The sequence below is a fragment of the Pseudomonas sp. GW821-FHT01E10 genome (assembly GCF_059422365.1).
The window spans coordinates 41,972-56,883 of sequence record NZ_JBWKWT010000005.1; the positions used below are offsets into that span (position 1 = coordinate 41,972).

Annotated in this window: 14 protein-coding genes; 7 read left to right on the forward strand and 7 right to left on the reverse strand. The window is 60.7% G+C overall.

Annotation, left to right across the window (positions count from 1 at the left end):
• Window positions 1–25 precede the first annotated feature (25 nt).
• The gene (locus AC07V0_RS11545; protein WP_086944363.1) at window positions 26–1,924 is read left to right on the forward strand and encodes an FTR1 family protein; all 1,899 of its coding nucleotides are present in this window, start codon (window positions 26–28) and stop codon (window positions 1,922–1,924) included.
• Window positions 1,925–2,030: 106 nt separating this feature from the next.
• Window positions 2,031–2,486 (forward strand): YaiI/YqxD family protein, encoded by a 456-nt coding sequence (locus AC07V0_RS11550; protein ID WP_064621049.1) that lies wholly within the window; start codon window positions 2,031–2,033, stop codon window positions 2,484–2,486.
• Window positions 2,487–2,535: 49 nt separating this feature from the next.
• Here the strand turns inward: AC07V0_RS11550 and elbB are convergent, their stop codons facing one another.
• Window positions 2,536–3,204 carry an isoprenoid biosynthesis glyoxalase ElbB gene (gene elbB / locus AC07V0_RS11555; RefSeq protein WP_064621048.1) on the reverse strand — a complete coding sequence of 223 codons (669 nt, stop codon included), beginning with the start codon at window positions 3,202–3,204 and terminating at the stop codon, window positions 2,536–2,538.
• A gap of 114 nt (window positions 3,205–3,318) precedes the next feature.
• Between elbB and AC07V0_RS11560 the strand changes: the two genes are divergently transcribed.
• Window positions 3,319–4,554, forward strand: a complete 1,236-nt coding sequence (locus tag AC07V0_RS11560) for a sterol desaturase family protein (protein WP_086944364.1) — start codon at window positions 3,319–3,321, stop codon at window positions 4,552–4,554.
• Here AC07V0_RS11560 and AC07V0_RS11565 read toward each other — a convergent pair.
• The gene (locus tag AC07V0_RS11565) at window positions 4,535–5,167 is read right to left on the reverse strand and encodes a DedA family protein (protein ID WP_064621046.1); all 633 of its coding nucleotides are present in this window, start codon (window positions 5,165–5,167) and stop codon (window positions 4,535–4,537) included. The genes AC07V0_RS11560 and AC07V0_RS11565 overlap by 20 nt on opposite strands.
• Before the next feature lie 208 nt (window positions 5,168–5,375).
• Here AC07V0_RS11565 and hemB point away from each other — a divergent pair, with 208 nt between their 5' ends.
• Both hemB and ppk1 read left to right on the forward strand, forming a co-directional pair.
• The gene (gene hemB, locus AC07V0_RS11570) at window positions 5,376–6,389 is read left to right on the forward strand and encodes a porphobilinogen synthase (RefSeq protein ID WP_018927563.1); all 1,014 of its coding nucleotides are present in this window, start codon (window positions 5,376–5,378) and stop codon (window positions 6,387–6,389) included.
• Between the two features lie 18 nt (window positions 6,390–6,407).
• Window positions 6,408–8,630 (forward strand): polyphosphate kinase 1, encoded by a 2,223-nt coding sequence (gene ppk1, locus AC07V0_RS11575; RefSeq protein ID WP_018927564.1) that lies wholly within the window; start codon window positions 6,408–6,410, stop codon window positions 8,628–8,630.
• 181 nt (window positions 8,631–8,811) lie between these two features.
• Here ppk1 and ppx read toward each other — a convergent pair whose 3' ends face one another.
• The 5 genes from ppx to AC07V0_RS11600 form a co-directional block, all read right to left on the reverse strand.
• A complete protein-coding gene (ppx, locus tag AC07V0_RS11580) occupies window positions 8,812–10,314 on the reverse strand; it encodes an exopolyphosphatase (protein WP_018927565.1) in 1,503 nt (500 codons plus the stop codon).
• Window positions 10,315–10,540: 226 nt separating this feature from the next.
• Window positions 10,541–11,278: an amino acid ABC transporter ATP-binding protein gene (locus AC07V0_RS11585; RefSeq protein ID WP_018927566.1), complete on the reverse strand. Its 738-nt coding sequence runs from the start codon at window positions 11,276–11,278 to the stop codon at window positions 10,541–10,543.
• Window positions 11,265–11,915: an amino acid ABC transporter permease gene (locus AC07V0_RS11590; protein ID WP_007899375.1), complete on the reverse strand. Its 651-nt coding sequence runs from the start codon at window positions 11,913–11,915 to the stop codon at window positions 11,265–11,267. Before AC07V0_RS11590 ends, AC07V0_RS11585 begins: the two co-directional genes overlap by 14 nt.
• Window positions 11,912–12,592 carry an amino acid ABC transporter permease gene (locus tag AC07V0_RS11595; protein WP_018927567.1) on the reverse strand — a complete coding sequence of 227 codons (681 nt, stop codon included), beginning with the start codon at window positions 12,590–12,592 and terminating at the stop codon, window positions 11,912–11,914. The genes AC07V0_RS11590 and AC07V0_RS11595 overlap by 4 nt, the downstream gene beginning before the upstream one ends.
• Window positions 12,593–12,614: 22 nt before the next feature.
• On the reverse strand, window positions 12,615–13,400 hold the full coding sequence (locus AC07V0_RS11600; RefSeq protein WP_028939126.1) for a transporter substrate-binding domain-containing protein: 786 nt from the start codon (window positions 13,398–13,400) through the stop codon (window positions 12,615–12,617).
• Between the two features lie 257 nt (window positions 13,401–13,657).
• On the opposite strand from AC07V0_RS11600, the gene AC07V0_RS11605 reads away from it, so the two are divergent.
• Together AC07V0_RS11605 and trxA are read left to right on the forward strand one after the other, a co-directional pair.
• Window positions 13,658–14,365, forward strand: a complete 708-nt coding sequence (locus AC07V0_RS11605; RefSeq protein WP_018927569.1) for a FadR/GntR family transcriptional regulator — start codon at window positions 13,658–13,660, stop codon at window positions 14,363–14,365.
• A gap of 120 nt (window positions 14,366–14,485) precedes the next feature.
• A complete protein-coding gene (trxA, locus tag AC07V0_RS11610) occupies window positions 14,486–14,815 on the forward strand; it encodes a thioredoxin TrxA (RefSeq protein WP_003206727.1) in 330 nt (109 codons plus the stop codon).
• Window positions 14,816–14,912: the final 97 nt, after the last annotated feature.

A 14,912-nucleotide genomic window follows, 5' to 3' on the forward strand; every position in this document is an offset into this window, starting at 1 on the left:
TCGTATTTCCATTTGAGATTTATTCATGACTGGCTTCTCTCGTTTTCTGGCGTGGCTCGTGCTGCCGATGATCGCGTTCTGCAGCTTCAATGCGCTGGCCGAAACCGCGGAGGGTGCGCCCAAGGCCCTGCATTTGCTCGATTACATTGCCGCCGATTACCCGACGGCGGTCGAGGGAGGCAAGGTTATTGATGAGGCTGAGTATCTCGAACAGCAGACATTCCTGGGGGAGCTGCAAGGGTTGATCGCCGATTTGCCGGCCAAACCCCAGCGTGCCGAACTGGAGCAGGGCGTTAACGGTCTGCGCACCGCGATCGCCGCTCGCAAGGACGGCGCGGACGTCACCCGTCAGGCGCGGCAGCTGGGGGCAAAACTGGCGGTGACCTATGAAGTCAGCCAGGCTCCGGTCATTACCCCGGACCCGACCCGCGGCGCGCCGCTGTATGCCCAGCAATGCTCGGTGTGCCATGGCGATACGGGCATCGGTGACGGCCCGGCAGGTGTCGGCATGACGCCACCGCCGACCAATCTGCGCGATGCCGCGCGACTGGACCGTCTGAGCCTCTACGCGCTTTACAACACGCTGGGTATGGGCGTCGAAGGTACTGACATGCCGGCCTTCGCCGATCAGCTGGATGATCGTCAGCGTTGGGACCTGGCGACCTACATCGCCGGCTTCAGCGCCGATCCGGCCGCGGCAAAATCCGAAAAAACCTACAACATCGCCGACCTGGCGCGTCAGACGCCAGCCGAAGTGCAGGCCGTCGAAGGTCCGCAAGCGGCCGCGACCTTCCGCGCGCAACGAGCGCAACCGCCGCAGGTCAAGCGTGGCCCGGGGCAATTGCTTGAATACACGGCGGCCACGCTGGACAAGAGTATCGCCGCCTATCGCGCTGGCGAGCACGATCAGGCCTACGACCTGTCGGTGGCGGCGTACCTGGAAGGCTTCGAACTGGTTGAAAGCTCTCTGGACAACGTCGACGCCAACGTACGCAAAGACACTGAAAAGTCCCTGATGGCTTACCGTCAGTCGTTGCAGGACGGCTTGCCAGTGGCCCAGGTCGAGCAACGTCTGGAAGTGGCCAAGGCCAAGCTGAAAGAATCCGCTGGCCTGCTCGGTAGCGATGGCTTGAGCTGGTCGCTGAGCTACATTTCCGGTCTGTTGATTCTGTTGCGAGAAGGTCTGGAAGCCATTCTGGTGCTCGCGGCGGTCCTCGCGTTCCTGCGCAATACCGGCCAGCAATCGGCGGTGCGCAGCGTCAACATCGGTTGGGGCCTGGCGCTGTTGGCCGGGCTGGCGACCTGGGCGGTGGCGGCGTATGTGATTGACGTCAGCGGGGCCCAGCGTGAGCTGCTGGAAGGGGCCACTGCGCTGTTTGCCAGTGTCATGGTGCTCTGGCTCGGTGTATGGATGCACGACCGTCGCCACGCAGCGGCCTGGCAGGATTACATCAAGAGCAGCCTGGTGAGCGGCGGTGGGCGTTTCGGGTTTGCGATCCTGGCGTTCTTCTCGGTGTATCGCGAACTGTTCGAAGTGATCCTGTTTTACGAAACCTTGTGGTTGCAGGCGGGGCCTGCGGGGCATAACGCCGTAATGGCTGGCGGCGCGACGGCGCTGGTTATGCTGGTCGGTCTGGCCTGGGTGATTCTGCGCGGCTCGGCAAAGCTGCCGCTGGCACTGTTCTTCGGCATCAATGCCGGATTGCTGTGCGCGTTGTCGGTGGTGTTTGCCGGCCATGGCGTGAAGGCGTTGCAGGAAGCCGGGGTCTTCGGCACGCGGCCGGTACCGTTCTTTGACTTCGACTGGTTGGGGATCCACGCTGACGCGTATTCGCTGAGTGCCCAGGCTGTGGCGATCATTGCGATCATCGTGCTGTACAGTCGCAGCCGGATGGCCGAGAAGCGGCAGTTGCCGGCTTCTTAAAAGCATTCGCTGCGCTCATATTCGCGGGCAAGCCCGCTCCCACAGGTTCAGCGCTAACCTTATGGGAGCGGGCTTGCCCGCGATGCTTTTCAATAGAGGAAATCCAATGCGCGTATGGATCGATGCCGACGCCTGCCCTCGGGCAGCCAAGGATCTAGTGGTGAAGTTCGCCCTCAAGCGCCAGTTCGAAGTGGTACTGGTGGCCGGTCAGCCGCAGATCAAGCCGGGCCTTGCGCTGGTGAAACTGATCGTGGTGCCCAGCGGCCCGGATGCCGCCGACGATTACCTGGTGGAACACGCGGTGCCGGGGGAGTTGGTGATTTGCAGCGATGTGCCGCTGGCGGATCGGCTGGTGAAGAACGGCGTTGCGGCGCTGGATCCGCGGGGTAAGGAGTTCGATGCGCAGAACATGGGCGATCGACTCGCGGTGCGTAACCTGTTCACCGACTTGCGCGAGCAGGGGCAGATGAGCGGCGGCCCGGCGCCGTTCGGCGAGCGCGAGAAACAGGCGTTCGCCAATGCGCTGGACCGGATATTGACCCGGTTGTCGCGTAAAGCTTGAGCAAGACGGTAATGATCGTTCCCACGCGGAGTGGGAACAATCACGAGTGTTACTCGTCGTTTTCGTGGGTCAGTTCCAGTACGCGGTCGACCAATTTGTTGATGCCGGAAGCGGCTTCGCTGATCGATTGCGCGAGCATGTACGCCGGTGTGCTCACCAGCTTGCGCGCCTTGTCTTCGACAATGTCGGTCACTGCGCACTCAGCGTGGGTGGCGCCCATCTTGTTCATCGCGGCGGCGGTATCGGCATCGTTGCCGATGGTGCAGGTCACGCCCGGGCCGTAGATTTTTGCCGCCAGGGCCGGCGAGATGCAGATCAGCCCCACCGGTTTGCCAGCCTCGGCGAACGCTTCGGTCAACGCCAGGACGTCAGGTTGAACGCTGCAGCCGGCGCCTTCGACGGCAAAGTTCGACAGGTTCTTGGCCGCCCCGAAACCGCCGGGAACGATCAGCGCATCGAAGTCTTCGACGTCCGCTTCACGGATATCCTTGATGTTGCCCCGGGCGATACGCGCCGATTCCACCAGCACGTTGCGCGATTCGGGCATTTCTTCGCCAGTCAGGTGGTTGATCACATGTAACTGCGCGATGTTGGGTGCGAAGCACTGCACCTGGGCACCGCGCTGGTCCAGCCGCAGCAGGGTGATCACGCTTTCGTGGATCTCGGCGCCGTCGTACACGCCACAGCCGGAAAGGATCACTGCAATTTTTTTGCTCATGGGCTTTTCTCCAGATTCATGGCGTTAAATGTCCACTAATTTGTCACTCGTTGCCATAGGGTTAATTCGCGGCTACACCTAATCTCTGCTGAACGATTCCGATCAGGTCGCGTCATGAACTTCATTCTGTATGCGGTGCCGTTTTTCTTTGTGCTGATTGCGGTCGAGTTGTTGGCCGACCGTTGGCGCGGGGTGAGCAATTACCGCGTGGCAGACGCGATCAACAGCCTCAGCACCGGCGTATTGTCGACTACCACGGGCCTGTTGACCAAAGGTGTCGGCCTGGTCACTTATGCCTTCGCCCTGGAACATCTGGCCTTGATCGAGCTGTCGGCCGACAGTGTCTGGGTCTGGGTGTTTGCATTCGTCTTCTACGACTTCTGCTACTACTGGCTGCACCGGATGGGCCATGAGCGCAACATCCTCTGGGCCGCGCATTCGGTGCATCACCAGAGCGAGGACTACAACCTCTCCACGGCCCTGCGCCAGACCAGCACCGGGTTTCTGTTGAGCTGGATCTTCTACCTGCCCCTGGCCGTGCTCGGCGTGCCGCTGCTGGTGTTCGTCAGCGTTGCGGCGTTGAACCTGTTGTACCAGTTTTGGGTGCATACCCGGCATATTCCCAAGCTTGGCTGGTTCGAGTGGTCCTTCGTCACGCCGTCCAATCATCGGGCTCACCATGCACAGAACGCTCTCTACATGGATCGCAACTACGGCGGGGTGTTCATTATTTGGGACCGTCTGTTCGGCTCGTTCCAGGAAGAGGACGATAACGAACCGGTGATATTCGGCGTGACCACGCCGCTGGCGAGCTGGAATCCGTTGTGGGCGAACGTGCAGTTTTACGCGCAGTTGTGGGATGACGCCCGGCGCGCCGAGCGCTGGTGGGACAAGCTGCGGATCTGGTTCATGCGCACCGGTTGGCGGCCGGCGGACGTGGCGGCCAAATACCCGATGAACAAGCCGGACCTGGCTCAGTTCCGCAAATTCGAGGTGCCGCTGGACGGACGTCAGCAGTGGTATGTGGCGCTGCAGTTCTGCGTCTACATCGCCTTGGGCAGTTACTTGATGAATTTGGAGCAGAGCCTGCCGACCGCAGCCCTGGTGTTGGGTTGGGGCGCCGTGGCGTTGGGGTTGTTCGTGTTGGGTGCAGCCCTGGAGAATCGCCCGCAGGCGTTGAAGCTGGAGCTGTTGCGGCTGGTGTCGAACCTGCCGCTGGTGTGGCTGGCGCCGATGGTCGGGCTATGGCCGGGCAGCGCGGTGGGTTGGGTAGGGCTGCTCAGTTACAGCCTGCTCAGCGGTATCGGTCTCTACTGTTGTAGAAACCGCGTCACTCGATGGGCGTCGTAGGTTCGTTGGACTTGGCCTGTTCGGCTTTCAGTGCCTGCTCATCGGCGTAGATCTTTTTCGCCAAGCGGGCATTCTTGAAGCGTCGCCGCAGCCACAGGACAAAGCCCAGGACCAGCAGGGCGCCCAGCACCCACAGCTCGTACTTCTTGACACTGCCCAGCATACCTTCGAGCACCGCGCCGAAGTGATACGCAGCCGCTGCCAGCGCCGCAGCCCAGATGGCCGCGCCAATCCCGTTGAGCAGCAGATAGCGTCCCGGCGGATAGCCCGACAGACCGATTGCCACCGGCATCACGGTGCGCAAGCCATAGACAAAGCGGAAGCTCAGCACCCAGATGTCCGGGTGCTTGCGGATATGTTCCAGTGCCCGATCGCCCATCAATTGCCAGCGCGGTTTGCGCGCCAGCAATTTGCGCCCGTGCTTGCGCCCCAGGAAGTACCACAGCTGATCGCCGGCATAACTGCCGAAGAACGCCACGACCACCACCAGGTTGATGTCCATGTACCCACGGAACGCGAGGAAGCCTGCGAGTACCAGAATGGTTTCGCCTTCGAAAAACGTGCCGAGGAACAGGGCAAAGTAGCCGAAGTCATGTAGGAATTGTTGGAGCATTGTCTGGGTGCTGGCGAAATGAACGCGCAGCCTAACCCTTCGTGCACATTCATGAAAGTGTCCAAATGTGTCTCGACGTGAACATTTCCTACAAGGACAATGGAATGCGGCTACCTGTCACAGGGGTGCACACAACTGTCATACGTTGGTCATAATGGCCGCTTATAACTGTCACGCTCGCCCGCCAGCGCGGGCTCAGGAGTCTGCCGTGAGCTTTACCCCCGCCAACCGTTTGTTTCCTGCAACCCGCCTGCGTCGCAACCGTCGTGATGATTTTTCGCGTCGTCTGGTCCGTGAAAACGTACTGACCGTCGATGACCTGATCCTGCCGGTATTCGTGCTGGACGGTGAAAACCGTCGCGAAGCAGTGGCGTCGATGCCGGGCGTCGAACGCCTGACCATCGATCTGTTGCTGGAAGAAGCTGCCAAATGGGTCGAGCTGGGCATTCCGGCGCTGGCACTGTTCCCGGTGACGCCACCGGAACTCAAGTCACTGGATGCCGCCGAAGCCTGGAACCCCAACGGCATCGCCCAGCGCGCTACCCGCGCTCTGCGTGCGCAGTTCCCGGAGCTGGGTGTGATCACCGACGTCGCCCTGGACCCGTTCACCACCCACGGTCAGGACGGCATTCTCGACGAAGAAGGCTACGTAGAGAACGACATCACCGTCGACGCACTGGTTAAACAGGCTTTGTCCCACGCCGAAGCCGGCGCTCAAGTGGTGGCTCCGTCAGACATGATGGACGGCCGCATTCAGGCGATCCGCGAAGCGCTGGAGCTGGCGGGGCACGTTAATGTGCGGATCATGGCCTACTCGGCCAAGTACGCCAGTGCCTACTACGGCCCGTTCCGCGATGCGGTGGGTTCGGCGTTGAACCTGGGCAAGGCCAACAAGGCCTCCTATCAGATGGACCCGGCCAACAGCAACGAAGCCCTGCACGAAGTGGCGGCCGACTTGTCAGAAGGCGCAGACATGGTCATGGTCAAGCCAGGCATGCCGTATCTGGATATTCTTTATCGGGTCAAGGAAGCGTTCAAAGTGCCGACCTTTGTGTATCAGGTCAGCGGCGAATACGCCATGCACATGGCGGCGATCCAGAATGGCTGGTTGAGCGAAGGGGTTATCCTCGAATCCCTGACCGCTTTTAAACGTGCAGGCGCAGATGGCATCCTGACTTACTTTGCCGTCCGTGCTGCTCAATTGTTACGAGAGCAAAAATAGCCCTCCCAGGAACATTCGATGAATACCGAAGGACTCACTGAAGTTGCCGTAAAAGACGCTCAACCTGTGGTGGAGCAAATCGCTGAAACTCCGCCGGAGCTGGAGCCCGCTCCACCTGCGGTGGTGGCCGAGCCCGTTGTGGCGGCGCCAGCGATTGCCATTCCCGGTCTGGATGACAGCAGCCTGTACATCCATCGCGAGCTCTCGCAACTGCAGTTCAACATCCGCGTGCTGGAACAGGCGCTGGATGAGTCCTACCCATTGCTGGAGCGGCTGAAGTTTCTGCTGATCTTCTCCAGCAACCTGGACGAGTTCTTCGAGATTCGTGTGGCCGGCCTGAAGAAGCAGATCACCTTCGCCCGTGAACAGGCTGGCGCCGATGGCCTGCAACCGCATCAGGCCCTGGCTCGCATCAGCGAATTGGTGCACGGTCACGTCGACCGCCAATACGCGATTCTCAACGACATTCTGTTGCCGGAACTGGAAAAACATCAGGTCCGCTTCATCCGTCGTCGTTACTGGACTACCAAGCTCAAGACTTGGGTCCGCCGTTATTTCCGCGACGAGATCGCGCCGATCATCACCCCGATCGGTCTCGACCCGACGCACCCGTTCCCGTTGCTGGTGAACAAGAGCCTGAACTTCATCGTCGAGCTCGAAGGCATCGACGCCTTCGGTCGCGATTCCGGCCTGGCGATCATCCCGGCGCCGCGTCTGCTGCCGCGGATCATCAAGGTGCCGGAAGAAGTCGGCGGCCCGGGTGACAACTATGTATTCCTGTCGTCGATGATCCACGCGCACGCCGACGACCTGTTCCAGGGCATGAAGGTCAAGGGCTGCTACCAGTTCCGCCTGACCCGGAACGCCGACCTCGCGGTCGATACCGAAGACGTGGAAGACCTGGCCCGCGCCCTGCGCGGCGAGTTGTTCTCCCGTCGCTATGGTGATGCGGTGCGGCTGGAAGTGGCCGACACTTGCCCGAAACACCTGTCCGATTACCTGCTCAAGCAGTTCAACCTGCAGGAGACCGAGCTGTATCAGGTCAATGGTCCGGTCAACCTGACCCGGCTGTTCAGCATCACCGGCCTGGACAGTCATCCGGAGCTGCAATACACGCCGTTCACCCCGCAGATCCCGAAACTGCTGCAGAACAGCGAGAACATTTTCAGCGTGATCAGCAAGCAGGACATCTTGCTGCTGCACCCGTTCGAGTCCTTCACCCCGGTGGTCGACTTGCTGCGTCAGGCGGCCAAGGATCCACACGTGTTGGCGGTTCGCCAGACGTTGTATCGCAGCGGCGCCAACTCGGAGATCGTCGATGCGCTGGTGGATGCGGCGCGGAACGGCAAGGAAGTGACGGCGGTGATCGAATTGCGCGCGCGGTTCGATGAAGAATCCAACCTGCAGCTGGCCAGCCGTCTGCAGGCGGCCGGCGCCGTGGTGATTTACGGCGTGGTCGGCTTCAAGACCCACGCCAAGATGATGCTGATTCTGCGTCGCGAAGCCGGCGAGATTGTTCGCTACGCTCACTTGGGTACCGGCAACTACCACGCGGCCAACGCCCGTCTGTACACCGACTACAGCCTGCTGACCTCCGACGATGCCTTGTGCGAAGACGTCGGCAAACTGTTCAGCCAGTTGATCGGCATGGGTAAAACCCTGCGCATGAAAAAACTGCTGCACGCGCCGTTCACGTTGAAGAAGGGCATGCTCGACATGATTGCCCGGGAGACGCAATTCGCCCTCGACGGCAAACCGGCGCACATCATCGCCAAGTTCAACTCGCTGACCGATCCAAAGGTCATCCGCGCGTTGTACAAGGCCAGCCAGTCCGGGGTACGCATCGATCTGGTGGTGCGCGGCATGTGCTGCCTGCGACCGGGCATCGCCGGGGTATCGCACAACATCCACGTACGTTCGATCATCGGTCGTTTCCTGGAGCACACCCGGGTCTTCTACTTCCTCAATGGCGGTGAAGAGCAGATGTTCCTGTCCAGTGCCGACTGGATGGAACGCAACCTCGACAAGCGCGTCGAGACTTGCTTCCCGGTCGAGGGCAAGAAGCTGATTTTGCGGGTCAAGAAAGAGCTGGAGCTTTATCTTACCGACAACACCCACAGCTGGAGCCTGCAGTCGGACGGTCGCTACGTCCGTAATACACCGACTGGCAACCAGAACCCGCGCAGCGCCCAGGCCACCTTGCTGGAGCGGTTGGGCAGCCCGATTCTGGCGGTGCGTTAACGCAAACCTTGGGCGATAAAAAATGGCGATCCATGTGGATCGCCATTTTCATTTCCACCACCGTCCCTTGTAGGAGCTGGCTTGCCAGCGAATGGCTTTCAAGTCATGCATCCATTTCAAGGACGCCTTCGCCAGCAAGCCGGCTCCTACAGGACCGTGTTCGGCGACCATTTTCGGTTTTTTAGCGAACGTTCAGCACGAAGCTGACGCGGGTCAGCCATTCGGCTTCCAGGGCGAAGTCGGCCTGGGTCAACTGGTTGTCATCCAGCCAATGTTCCGGGAATAACACATCCAGGCTGTCGCCGTTGGCGTGCAGCACGACCTGTGGCATTTCCTGGGTGCCACGGATGTGGTGGAACAGAATCGCGAAGCGCAGCAGCACGCACAGGCGAATCAGCTTGATGCCGTCGTCGCCAAAATCGGCAAACCTGTCCTTGGGAATATTGCGACGGTGGCCACGCACCAGTAGCGCGAGCATCAGTTGGTCTTCGCGGGAGAACCCGGCCAGGTCCGAGTGCTCGATCAGGTAGGCGCCGTGTTTGTGGTACTGATAGTGCGCGATGTCCAGGCCCACTTCGTGGACCTTGGCCGCCCAGCTCAGCAGTTCGCGCCAGACACCGTCGTCCAGGTCCCAATCCTCGGCCACTTGATCGAAGGCATGCAGCGCCTTGCGTTCGACCCGCGCGGCTTGCTCCAGGTCGACGTGGTAGCGCTCCATCAGCGAGCTGAGCGTGCGCTCACGGACATCTTCGTGATGATGACGGCCCAGCAGGTCATAGAGCACGCCTTCGCGCAGGGCGCCTTCACAGTGGTCCATGCGTTGCAGTTCGAGGGCATCGAAGATCGCTTCGAGAATCGCCAGCCCGGCGGGAAAGATCGCCCGGCGGTCGGGCTTGATGCCTTCGAAGTCGATTTTCTCGACATCACCGAGCTTGATCAGCTTGCGCTTGAGCCAGGCCAAGCCTTCGGCGTTCACCTCGCCAGTGCCATGTCCGCCGGCCTTCAGTGCCAGGCCAATGGCGCGAATGGTGCCCGAGGAGCCGATGGCTTCATCCCAGGTCAGGCGGTGCAGGGCGTGTTCGATGCTCATGATCTCCAGCCGCGCCGCGGTGTACGCCTGGGCGTAGCGGGCCGGGGTGATCTTGCCATCCTTGAAATAGCGTTGGGTATAGCTGACGCAACCCATTTGCAGGCTTTCGCGCAGCAGCGGTTCGAAGCGCTGGCCAATGATGAATTCGGTACTGCCGCCGCCGATGTCGGCCACCAGGCGTTTGCCCGGGGTGTCGGCGAGGGTGTGGGAGACGCCGAGGTAAATCAGGCGCGCTTCTTCACGGCCGGAGATGACTTCTACCGGATGGCCGAGGATTTCTTCGGCCCGATGGATGAATTCACCGCGGTTACGGGCTTCGCGCAGGGCGTTGGTGCCGACGATCCGCACGGTGCCGGGCGGCATACCGCTGATCAGTTGGGCGAAGCGCTTCAGGCAATCGAGCCCGCGTTGCATTGATTCTTCGCTGAGTTGACGCTCTTCGTCGATGCCGGCGGCCAGCTGAACCTTCTCCCCGAGACGCTCGAGAATCCGGATTTCGCCGTTCTGGGCCTTGGCCACGACCATGTGAAAGCTGTTGGAGCCCAGGTCGATTGCGGCGATCAGGGACAGATTCTTGACTTGGGATAGCGGCATGGTCAGGGGGTCTCGGTCGATAACCTCGACATCCTGCCACGATCAAACGCTCGCGCCAACGCGCAGAGTTGAAAGCCTTGATCCAACCCTGTGGCGAGGGGGCTTGCCCCCGTTCGGCTGCGCAGCAGTCGTAAAACCTGCATGCGCGGTCTATTTGGAGTTGATGTGAATGGTTTTGGGGCTACTTCGTAGCCCAACGGGGGCAAGCCCCCTCGCCACAGGGGTGTCAGCCCGCCGCCTCCACGGTCCCAATGAAGTTCGCCAGCTCCGCCGTCTGCGGATTGGCAAACAACACCTTCGGATCTCCCACCTCATGCACCTTGCCCTGGTGCATGAACACCAATTTGTCGCCCACCTCCCGGGCAAAACGCATCTCATGGGTGACCATGATCAATGTCATACCTTCCCTGGCCAGTTGCCGGACCACGCTCAACACTTCATTGACCAGTTCCGGGTCCAAGGCCGAGGTGATTTCGTCGCACAGCAAGACTTTCGGCGACATGGCCAGCGCCCGGGCGATCGCCACCCGCTGTTGCTGGCCGCCAGAGAGTCGATCCGGGAAGGCGTCGAATTTCTCGCCCAGCCCGACCCGTTCCAGCATCTGTCGCGCCAGCTCGGTGGCTTTGGCTTTCGGCACTTTCTGCACCACTTGTGGCGCAAGCATGACGTTTTCGCCGACGGTCAGGTGCGGGAACAGGTTGAACTGCTGGAACACCATCCCGACTTTCTGCCGCAGGCTGCGCAGGTCGGCGCGGGCGGCGTCGAGGTATTCGCCGTCGACTTCGATCACGCCGTCATTGATCGATTCCAGACCATTGAGGGTGCGCAGCAAGGTGGACTTGCCCGAGCCGCTGCGACCGATGATCGCCACCACCTGGCCTTCCTCGATACTCAGATCGATGCCTTTGAGTACATGGTGGTCGCCGTAATATTTATGCAGGGCGGAAATTCTAAGCAGAGGCATGCAGTCTCCTTTCCAGGTAGCGCGCACTGAGGGACAAGGGGTAGCAGAGCAGGAAGTAACCGAGGGCGACGAGGCCGTAGACCATGAAGGGTTCGAAGGTCGCGTTGGCGAGCATGCCGCCGGTCTTGGTCAGTTCGGTGAAGCCGATGATCGAGGTGACGGCGGTGCCCTTGACCACTTGCACCGAGAAGCCCACGGTCGGCGCCACGGCGATGCGCAGCGCTTGTGGCAGGATCACGTAACGCAATTGCTCCAGCGGGTTGAGCGCCAGGCTCGATGAGGCTTCCCACTGGCCATTGGGGATCGAGTCGACGCAACCGCGCCAGATCTCCGCCAGGTAGGCGCTGGTGAACAGTGTCAAGGCAATCGCCGCCGCCATCCACGGTGAAATTTCCACACCGGCCAAGGCCACACCGAAGAACACCAGAAACAGCTGCATCAACAGCGGCGTGCCCTGGAACAATTCGATGTAGGTGCGGGCGAAGTGGCTGGGCAGGGATTTCTTTGAAATCCGCATCACCATGATCAGCAAACCGATCAGCCCACCGCCGATAAACGCCACCAGCGACAACGCCAGCGTCCATTGCAGGCCTGTGAGCAGGTTGCGCAGGATGTCCCAGAAGGTGAAATCGCTCATTGGCTGCTCCTTGCGCTGCTCTTGGATATGTAGCGGCGACCGATCCAGTTCAGCAATTGGCGGATCAGCAGCGCCATGCACAGGTAGAGCAGCGTGGTCAGGGCGTAGGTTTCAAAGGCGCGAAAGTTACGCGACTGAATGAAGTTGGCGGCGAAACTCAGCTCTTCGGTGGCGATCTGCGAACAGACCGCCGAGCCGAGCATGACGATGATGATCTGGCTGCTCAGGGCCGGCCAGACCTTGCCCAGTGCCGGCAGCAGAACCACGTGGCGGAAGGCTTCGAAACGCGACATTGCCAGGGCGGCTGCGGCTTCCAGTTGTCCGCGGGGAATCGCTTGAATGCCGGCGCGGATGATCTCGGTCGAATAGGCGCCCAGGTTGATCACCATCGCCAGCACCGCCGCCTGCCATTCGGAAATCTGCAGGCCCAGCGACGGCAAACCGAAGAAGATGAAAAACAACTGCACCAGAAAGGGTGTGTTGCGGATCAACTCGACGTAGACCCCGAAAATGCCGGCGAACGGGCGGATGTTCCACGCCCGCACCAGTGCGCCGATGATGCCCAGAGCGACCCCGAACACTGCGCCAACGGCCGTCAGCTCAAGGGTGAACAACGCACCGCGCAGCAGCAGGTCGGTGTTTTCCACCACCGGCAAGAAATCGAACTGATAAGCCATAAGTCGTCTCCCGAGCGAACGATCAGAGATCGGCCGGCAGCGGTTCTTTCAACCAGGTTTGCGAGTTCTTTTCCAGCGCACCGTCAGCCTTGGCGGTGGTGAGGATCTGATTGACCTTGTCCAGCAACGCCGGCTCGTTCTTGTTCACACCGACGTACACCGGCGAGTCCTTGAGCTTCACTTTCAGGGCCGGTACGCGTTTCGGGCTTTTCTCGCTGATGGCCACCATCACCACGTTGCCGCTGGCGATCAGGTCGACTTGCCCGGCAAGGTAGGCGGCGATGGTCGAGTTGTTGTCTTCGAAGCGTTTGATAGTCACGCCTTCGGGGGCGACTTTGGTCAGCTCAATGTCTTCGATGGCGCCACGGGTGACGCTGATGGTTTTGCCCTTGAGATCGTCCAAACCCTTGATGGCGGCGTCTGGCGGACCGAACACGGCGAGGTAGAACGGCGCGTAGGCACGGGAGAAATCGATGACTTTCTCGCGTTCAGGGTTCTTGCCGAGGCTGGAAATCACCAGGTCGACCTTGCCGGTGGTCAGGAACGGGATGCGGTTGGTGCTGTTGACCGGGGTCAGTTCGAGTTTGACCTTGAGTTGGTCGGCGAGCAGTTTGGCGGTGTCGATGTCGAGGCCGCGCGGTTTCATGTCCGGGCCGACCGAGCCGAACGGCGGGAAGTCCTGGGGCACGGCGACTTTGAGGGTGCCGCGTTTGACCACATCCTCCAGACCGTCGGCGTGGGCAGGTGCCTGGCTCAGCATCAGGCTGGCAAACAGGGCGGCGAGGAGGGCGCTGTAACGCTGGGTCATGGCAAATCTCCGGATCGGCGGGAAGTGATTTCTGCGGATCGACAGAGCACGGGCCATGCCAAGATTCGGTTTCAGGGGTTGCAGGCCACGGTTTTGCTGGTGTTTCTCGGTCTTACTGGTCTGAACAGTTAGGTGGCATTTCGCACCTTGATGGCGCAATCGTGAAAACTCCCGAACCCCCATGGGGCACGACTTGCCGGACGTCGCGAATAGCTTTACAACTAGCCGCTCATTGGCCTGGTTCGTCTGAAGAAACCATGAATTCGATCTCCCGTGCAGTACCTGAAGTGGCGCTGCAAGCCATCCGCAAACTGATCACCGAGCAAGGTTTCGGGCCGGGTGATGCCTTGCCCTCGCAACGGGACCTGGCGGTGCAATTGGGGGTCAGCCGGGCGTCGTTGCGCGAGGCGTTGTCGTCCCTGAGTGCGCTGGGCGTGATCAGCATCCAGCCGGGCAAGGGCGTGTTCGTGCAGTCACCGGTCGATCTGCCCCGGGGCGAGGCGGTGCCGGGCTGGCCATTCGCGGCCCAGGCATCGCCGCTGGACATCTTCCAGTTGCGCTATGCGCTGGAGGGTTTTGCCTCGGGTTTGGCGGCCGTGACCCTGAGCACCGAGGATCTCGATGCCCTGGAAGACAACGTCGCCGCCATGCGCAACGAACTGCGTGCCGCCAACTTCGATGCAGCGGCGCGACTGGACTTCGAGTTTCACCGGCGCATCCTCCTGGCCAGCGGCAATCAGGCGATGCTGAGCATCCTGACAGCCAGCGCCGACATCTTTCTGGAGAGCCAGAAGCTACCGTTCATCCGGGCCGAACGGGCCATGGAAACCTGGCAGGAACACCGTAAAATCCTCCGTGCACTGGCGCGCCGATCGTCCGGCGCCGCACAGAAGGCCATGCAGGAGCATGTGCGCAACGCCGCCCTGCGCACCGGGATTGCCTTCGTCGCTCCCGCCACCTCGTGACTTGAGCTATACCCAAATTCATGGGCCACCATAGCGAGACTCAATCATCTGCGGCTTCCTGAACGGGGGAAGGGCAGCTATGATGGGCCACGTTTTTTTGCTTACAACCTGGAGACTTCCATGAGCAGCGATCTTATCAAACACGTTAGCGACGCTAGCTTCGAGGCCGACGTACTCAAGGCCGAAGGCGCTGTACTGGTCGACTACTGGGCTGAGTGGTGCGGCCCTTGCAAAATGATCGCTCCTGTCCTGGACGAAATTGCCGAGACCTACAAAGGCAAGCTGACCGTTGCCAAACTGAACATCGACGAGAACCAGGAAACCCCGGCCAAGCATGGCGTGCGTGGTATCCCGACGCTGATGCTGTTCAAGAACGGCAACGTCGAAGCCACCAAGGTCGGTGCGCTGTCGAAGTCGCAATTGGCTGCTTTCCTCGACGCCAACATCTAAGCGTTGTTATAAAGCGTCATGAAAAGGCCCCGCATTATGCGGGGCCTTTTCGTTATTGAGGGCTAGACGCTCCGAAACTCAGGTGGTACATTCGGCC

Coding starts and splice junctions, on each gene's coding strand:
- AC07V0_RS11545 (WP_086944363.1), top strand. CDS start 26: ATGACTGGCTTCTCTCGTTTTCTGGCGTGGCTCGTGCTGCCGATGATC.
- AC07V0_RS11550 (WP_064621049.1), top strand. CDS start 2,031: ATGCGCGTATGGATCGATGCCGACGCCTGCCCTCGGGCAGCCAAGGAT.
- elbB (WP_064621048.1), bottom strand. CDS start 3,204: ATGAGCAAAAAAATTGCAGTGATCCTTTCCGGCTGTGGCGTGTACGAC.
- AC07V0_RS11560 (WP_086944364.1), top strand. CDS start 3,319: ATGAACTTCATTCTGTATGCGGTGCCGTTTTTCTTTGTGCTGATTGCG.
- AC07V0_RS11565 (WP_064621046.1), bottom strand. CDS start 5,167: ATGCTCCAACAATTCCTACATGACTTCGGCTACTTTGCCCTGTTCCTC.
- ppk1 (WP_018927564.1), top strand. CDS start 6,408: ATGAATACCGAAGGACTCACTGAAGTTGCCGTAAAAGACGCTCAACCT.
- ppx (WP_018927565.1), bottom strand. CDS start 10,314: ATGCCGCTATCCCAAGTCAAGAATCTGTCCCTGATCGCCGCAATCGAC.
- AC07V0_RS11585 (WP_018927566.1), bottom strand. CDS start 11,278: ATGCCTCTGCTTAGAATTTCCGCCCTGCATAAATATTACGGCGACCAC.
- AC07V0_RS11590 (WP_007899375.1), bottom strand. CDS start 11,915: ATGAGCGATTTCACCTTCTGGGACATCCTGCGCAACCTGCTCACAGGC.
- AC07V0_RS11595 (WP_018927567.1), bottom strand. CDS start 12,592: ATGGCTTATCAGTTCGATTTCTTGCCGGTGGTGGAAAACACCGACCTG.
- AC07V0_RS11600 (WP_028939126.1), bottom strand. CDS start 13,400: ATGACCCAGCGTTACAGCGCCCTCCTCGCCGCCCTGTTTGCCAGCCTG.
- AC07V0_RS11605 (WP_018927569.1), top strand. CDS start 13,658: ATGAATTCGATCTCCCGTGCAGTACCTGAAGTGGCGCTGCAAGCCATC.
- trxA (WP_003206727.1), top strand. CDS start 14,486: ATGAGCAGCGATCTTATCAAACACGTTAGCGACGCTAGCTTCGAGGCC.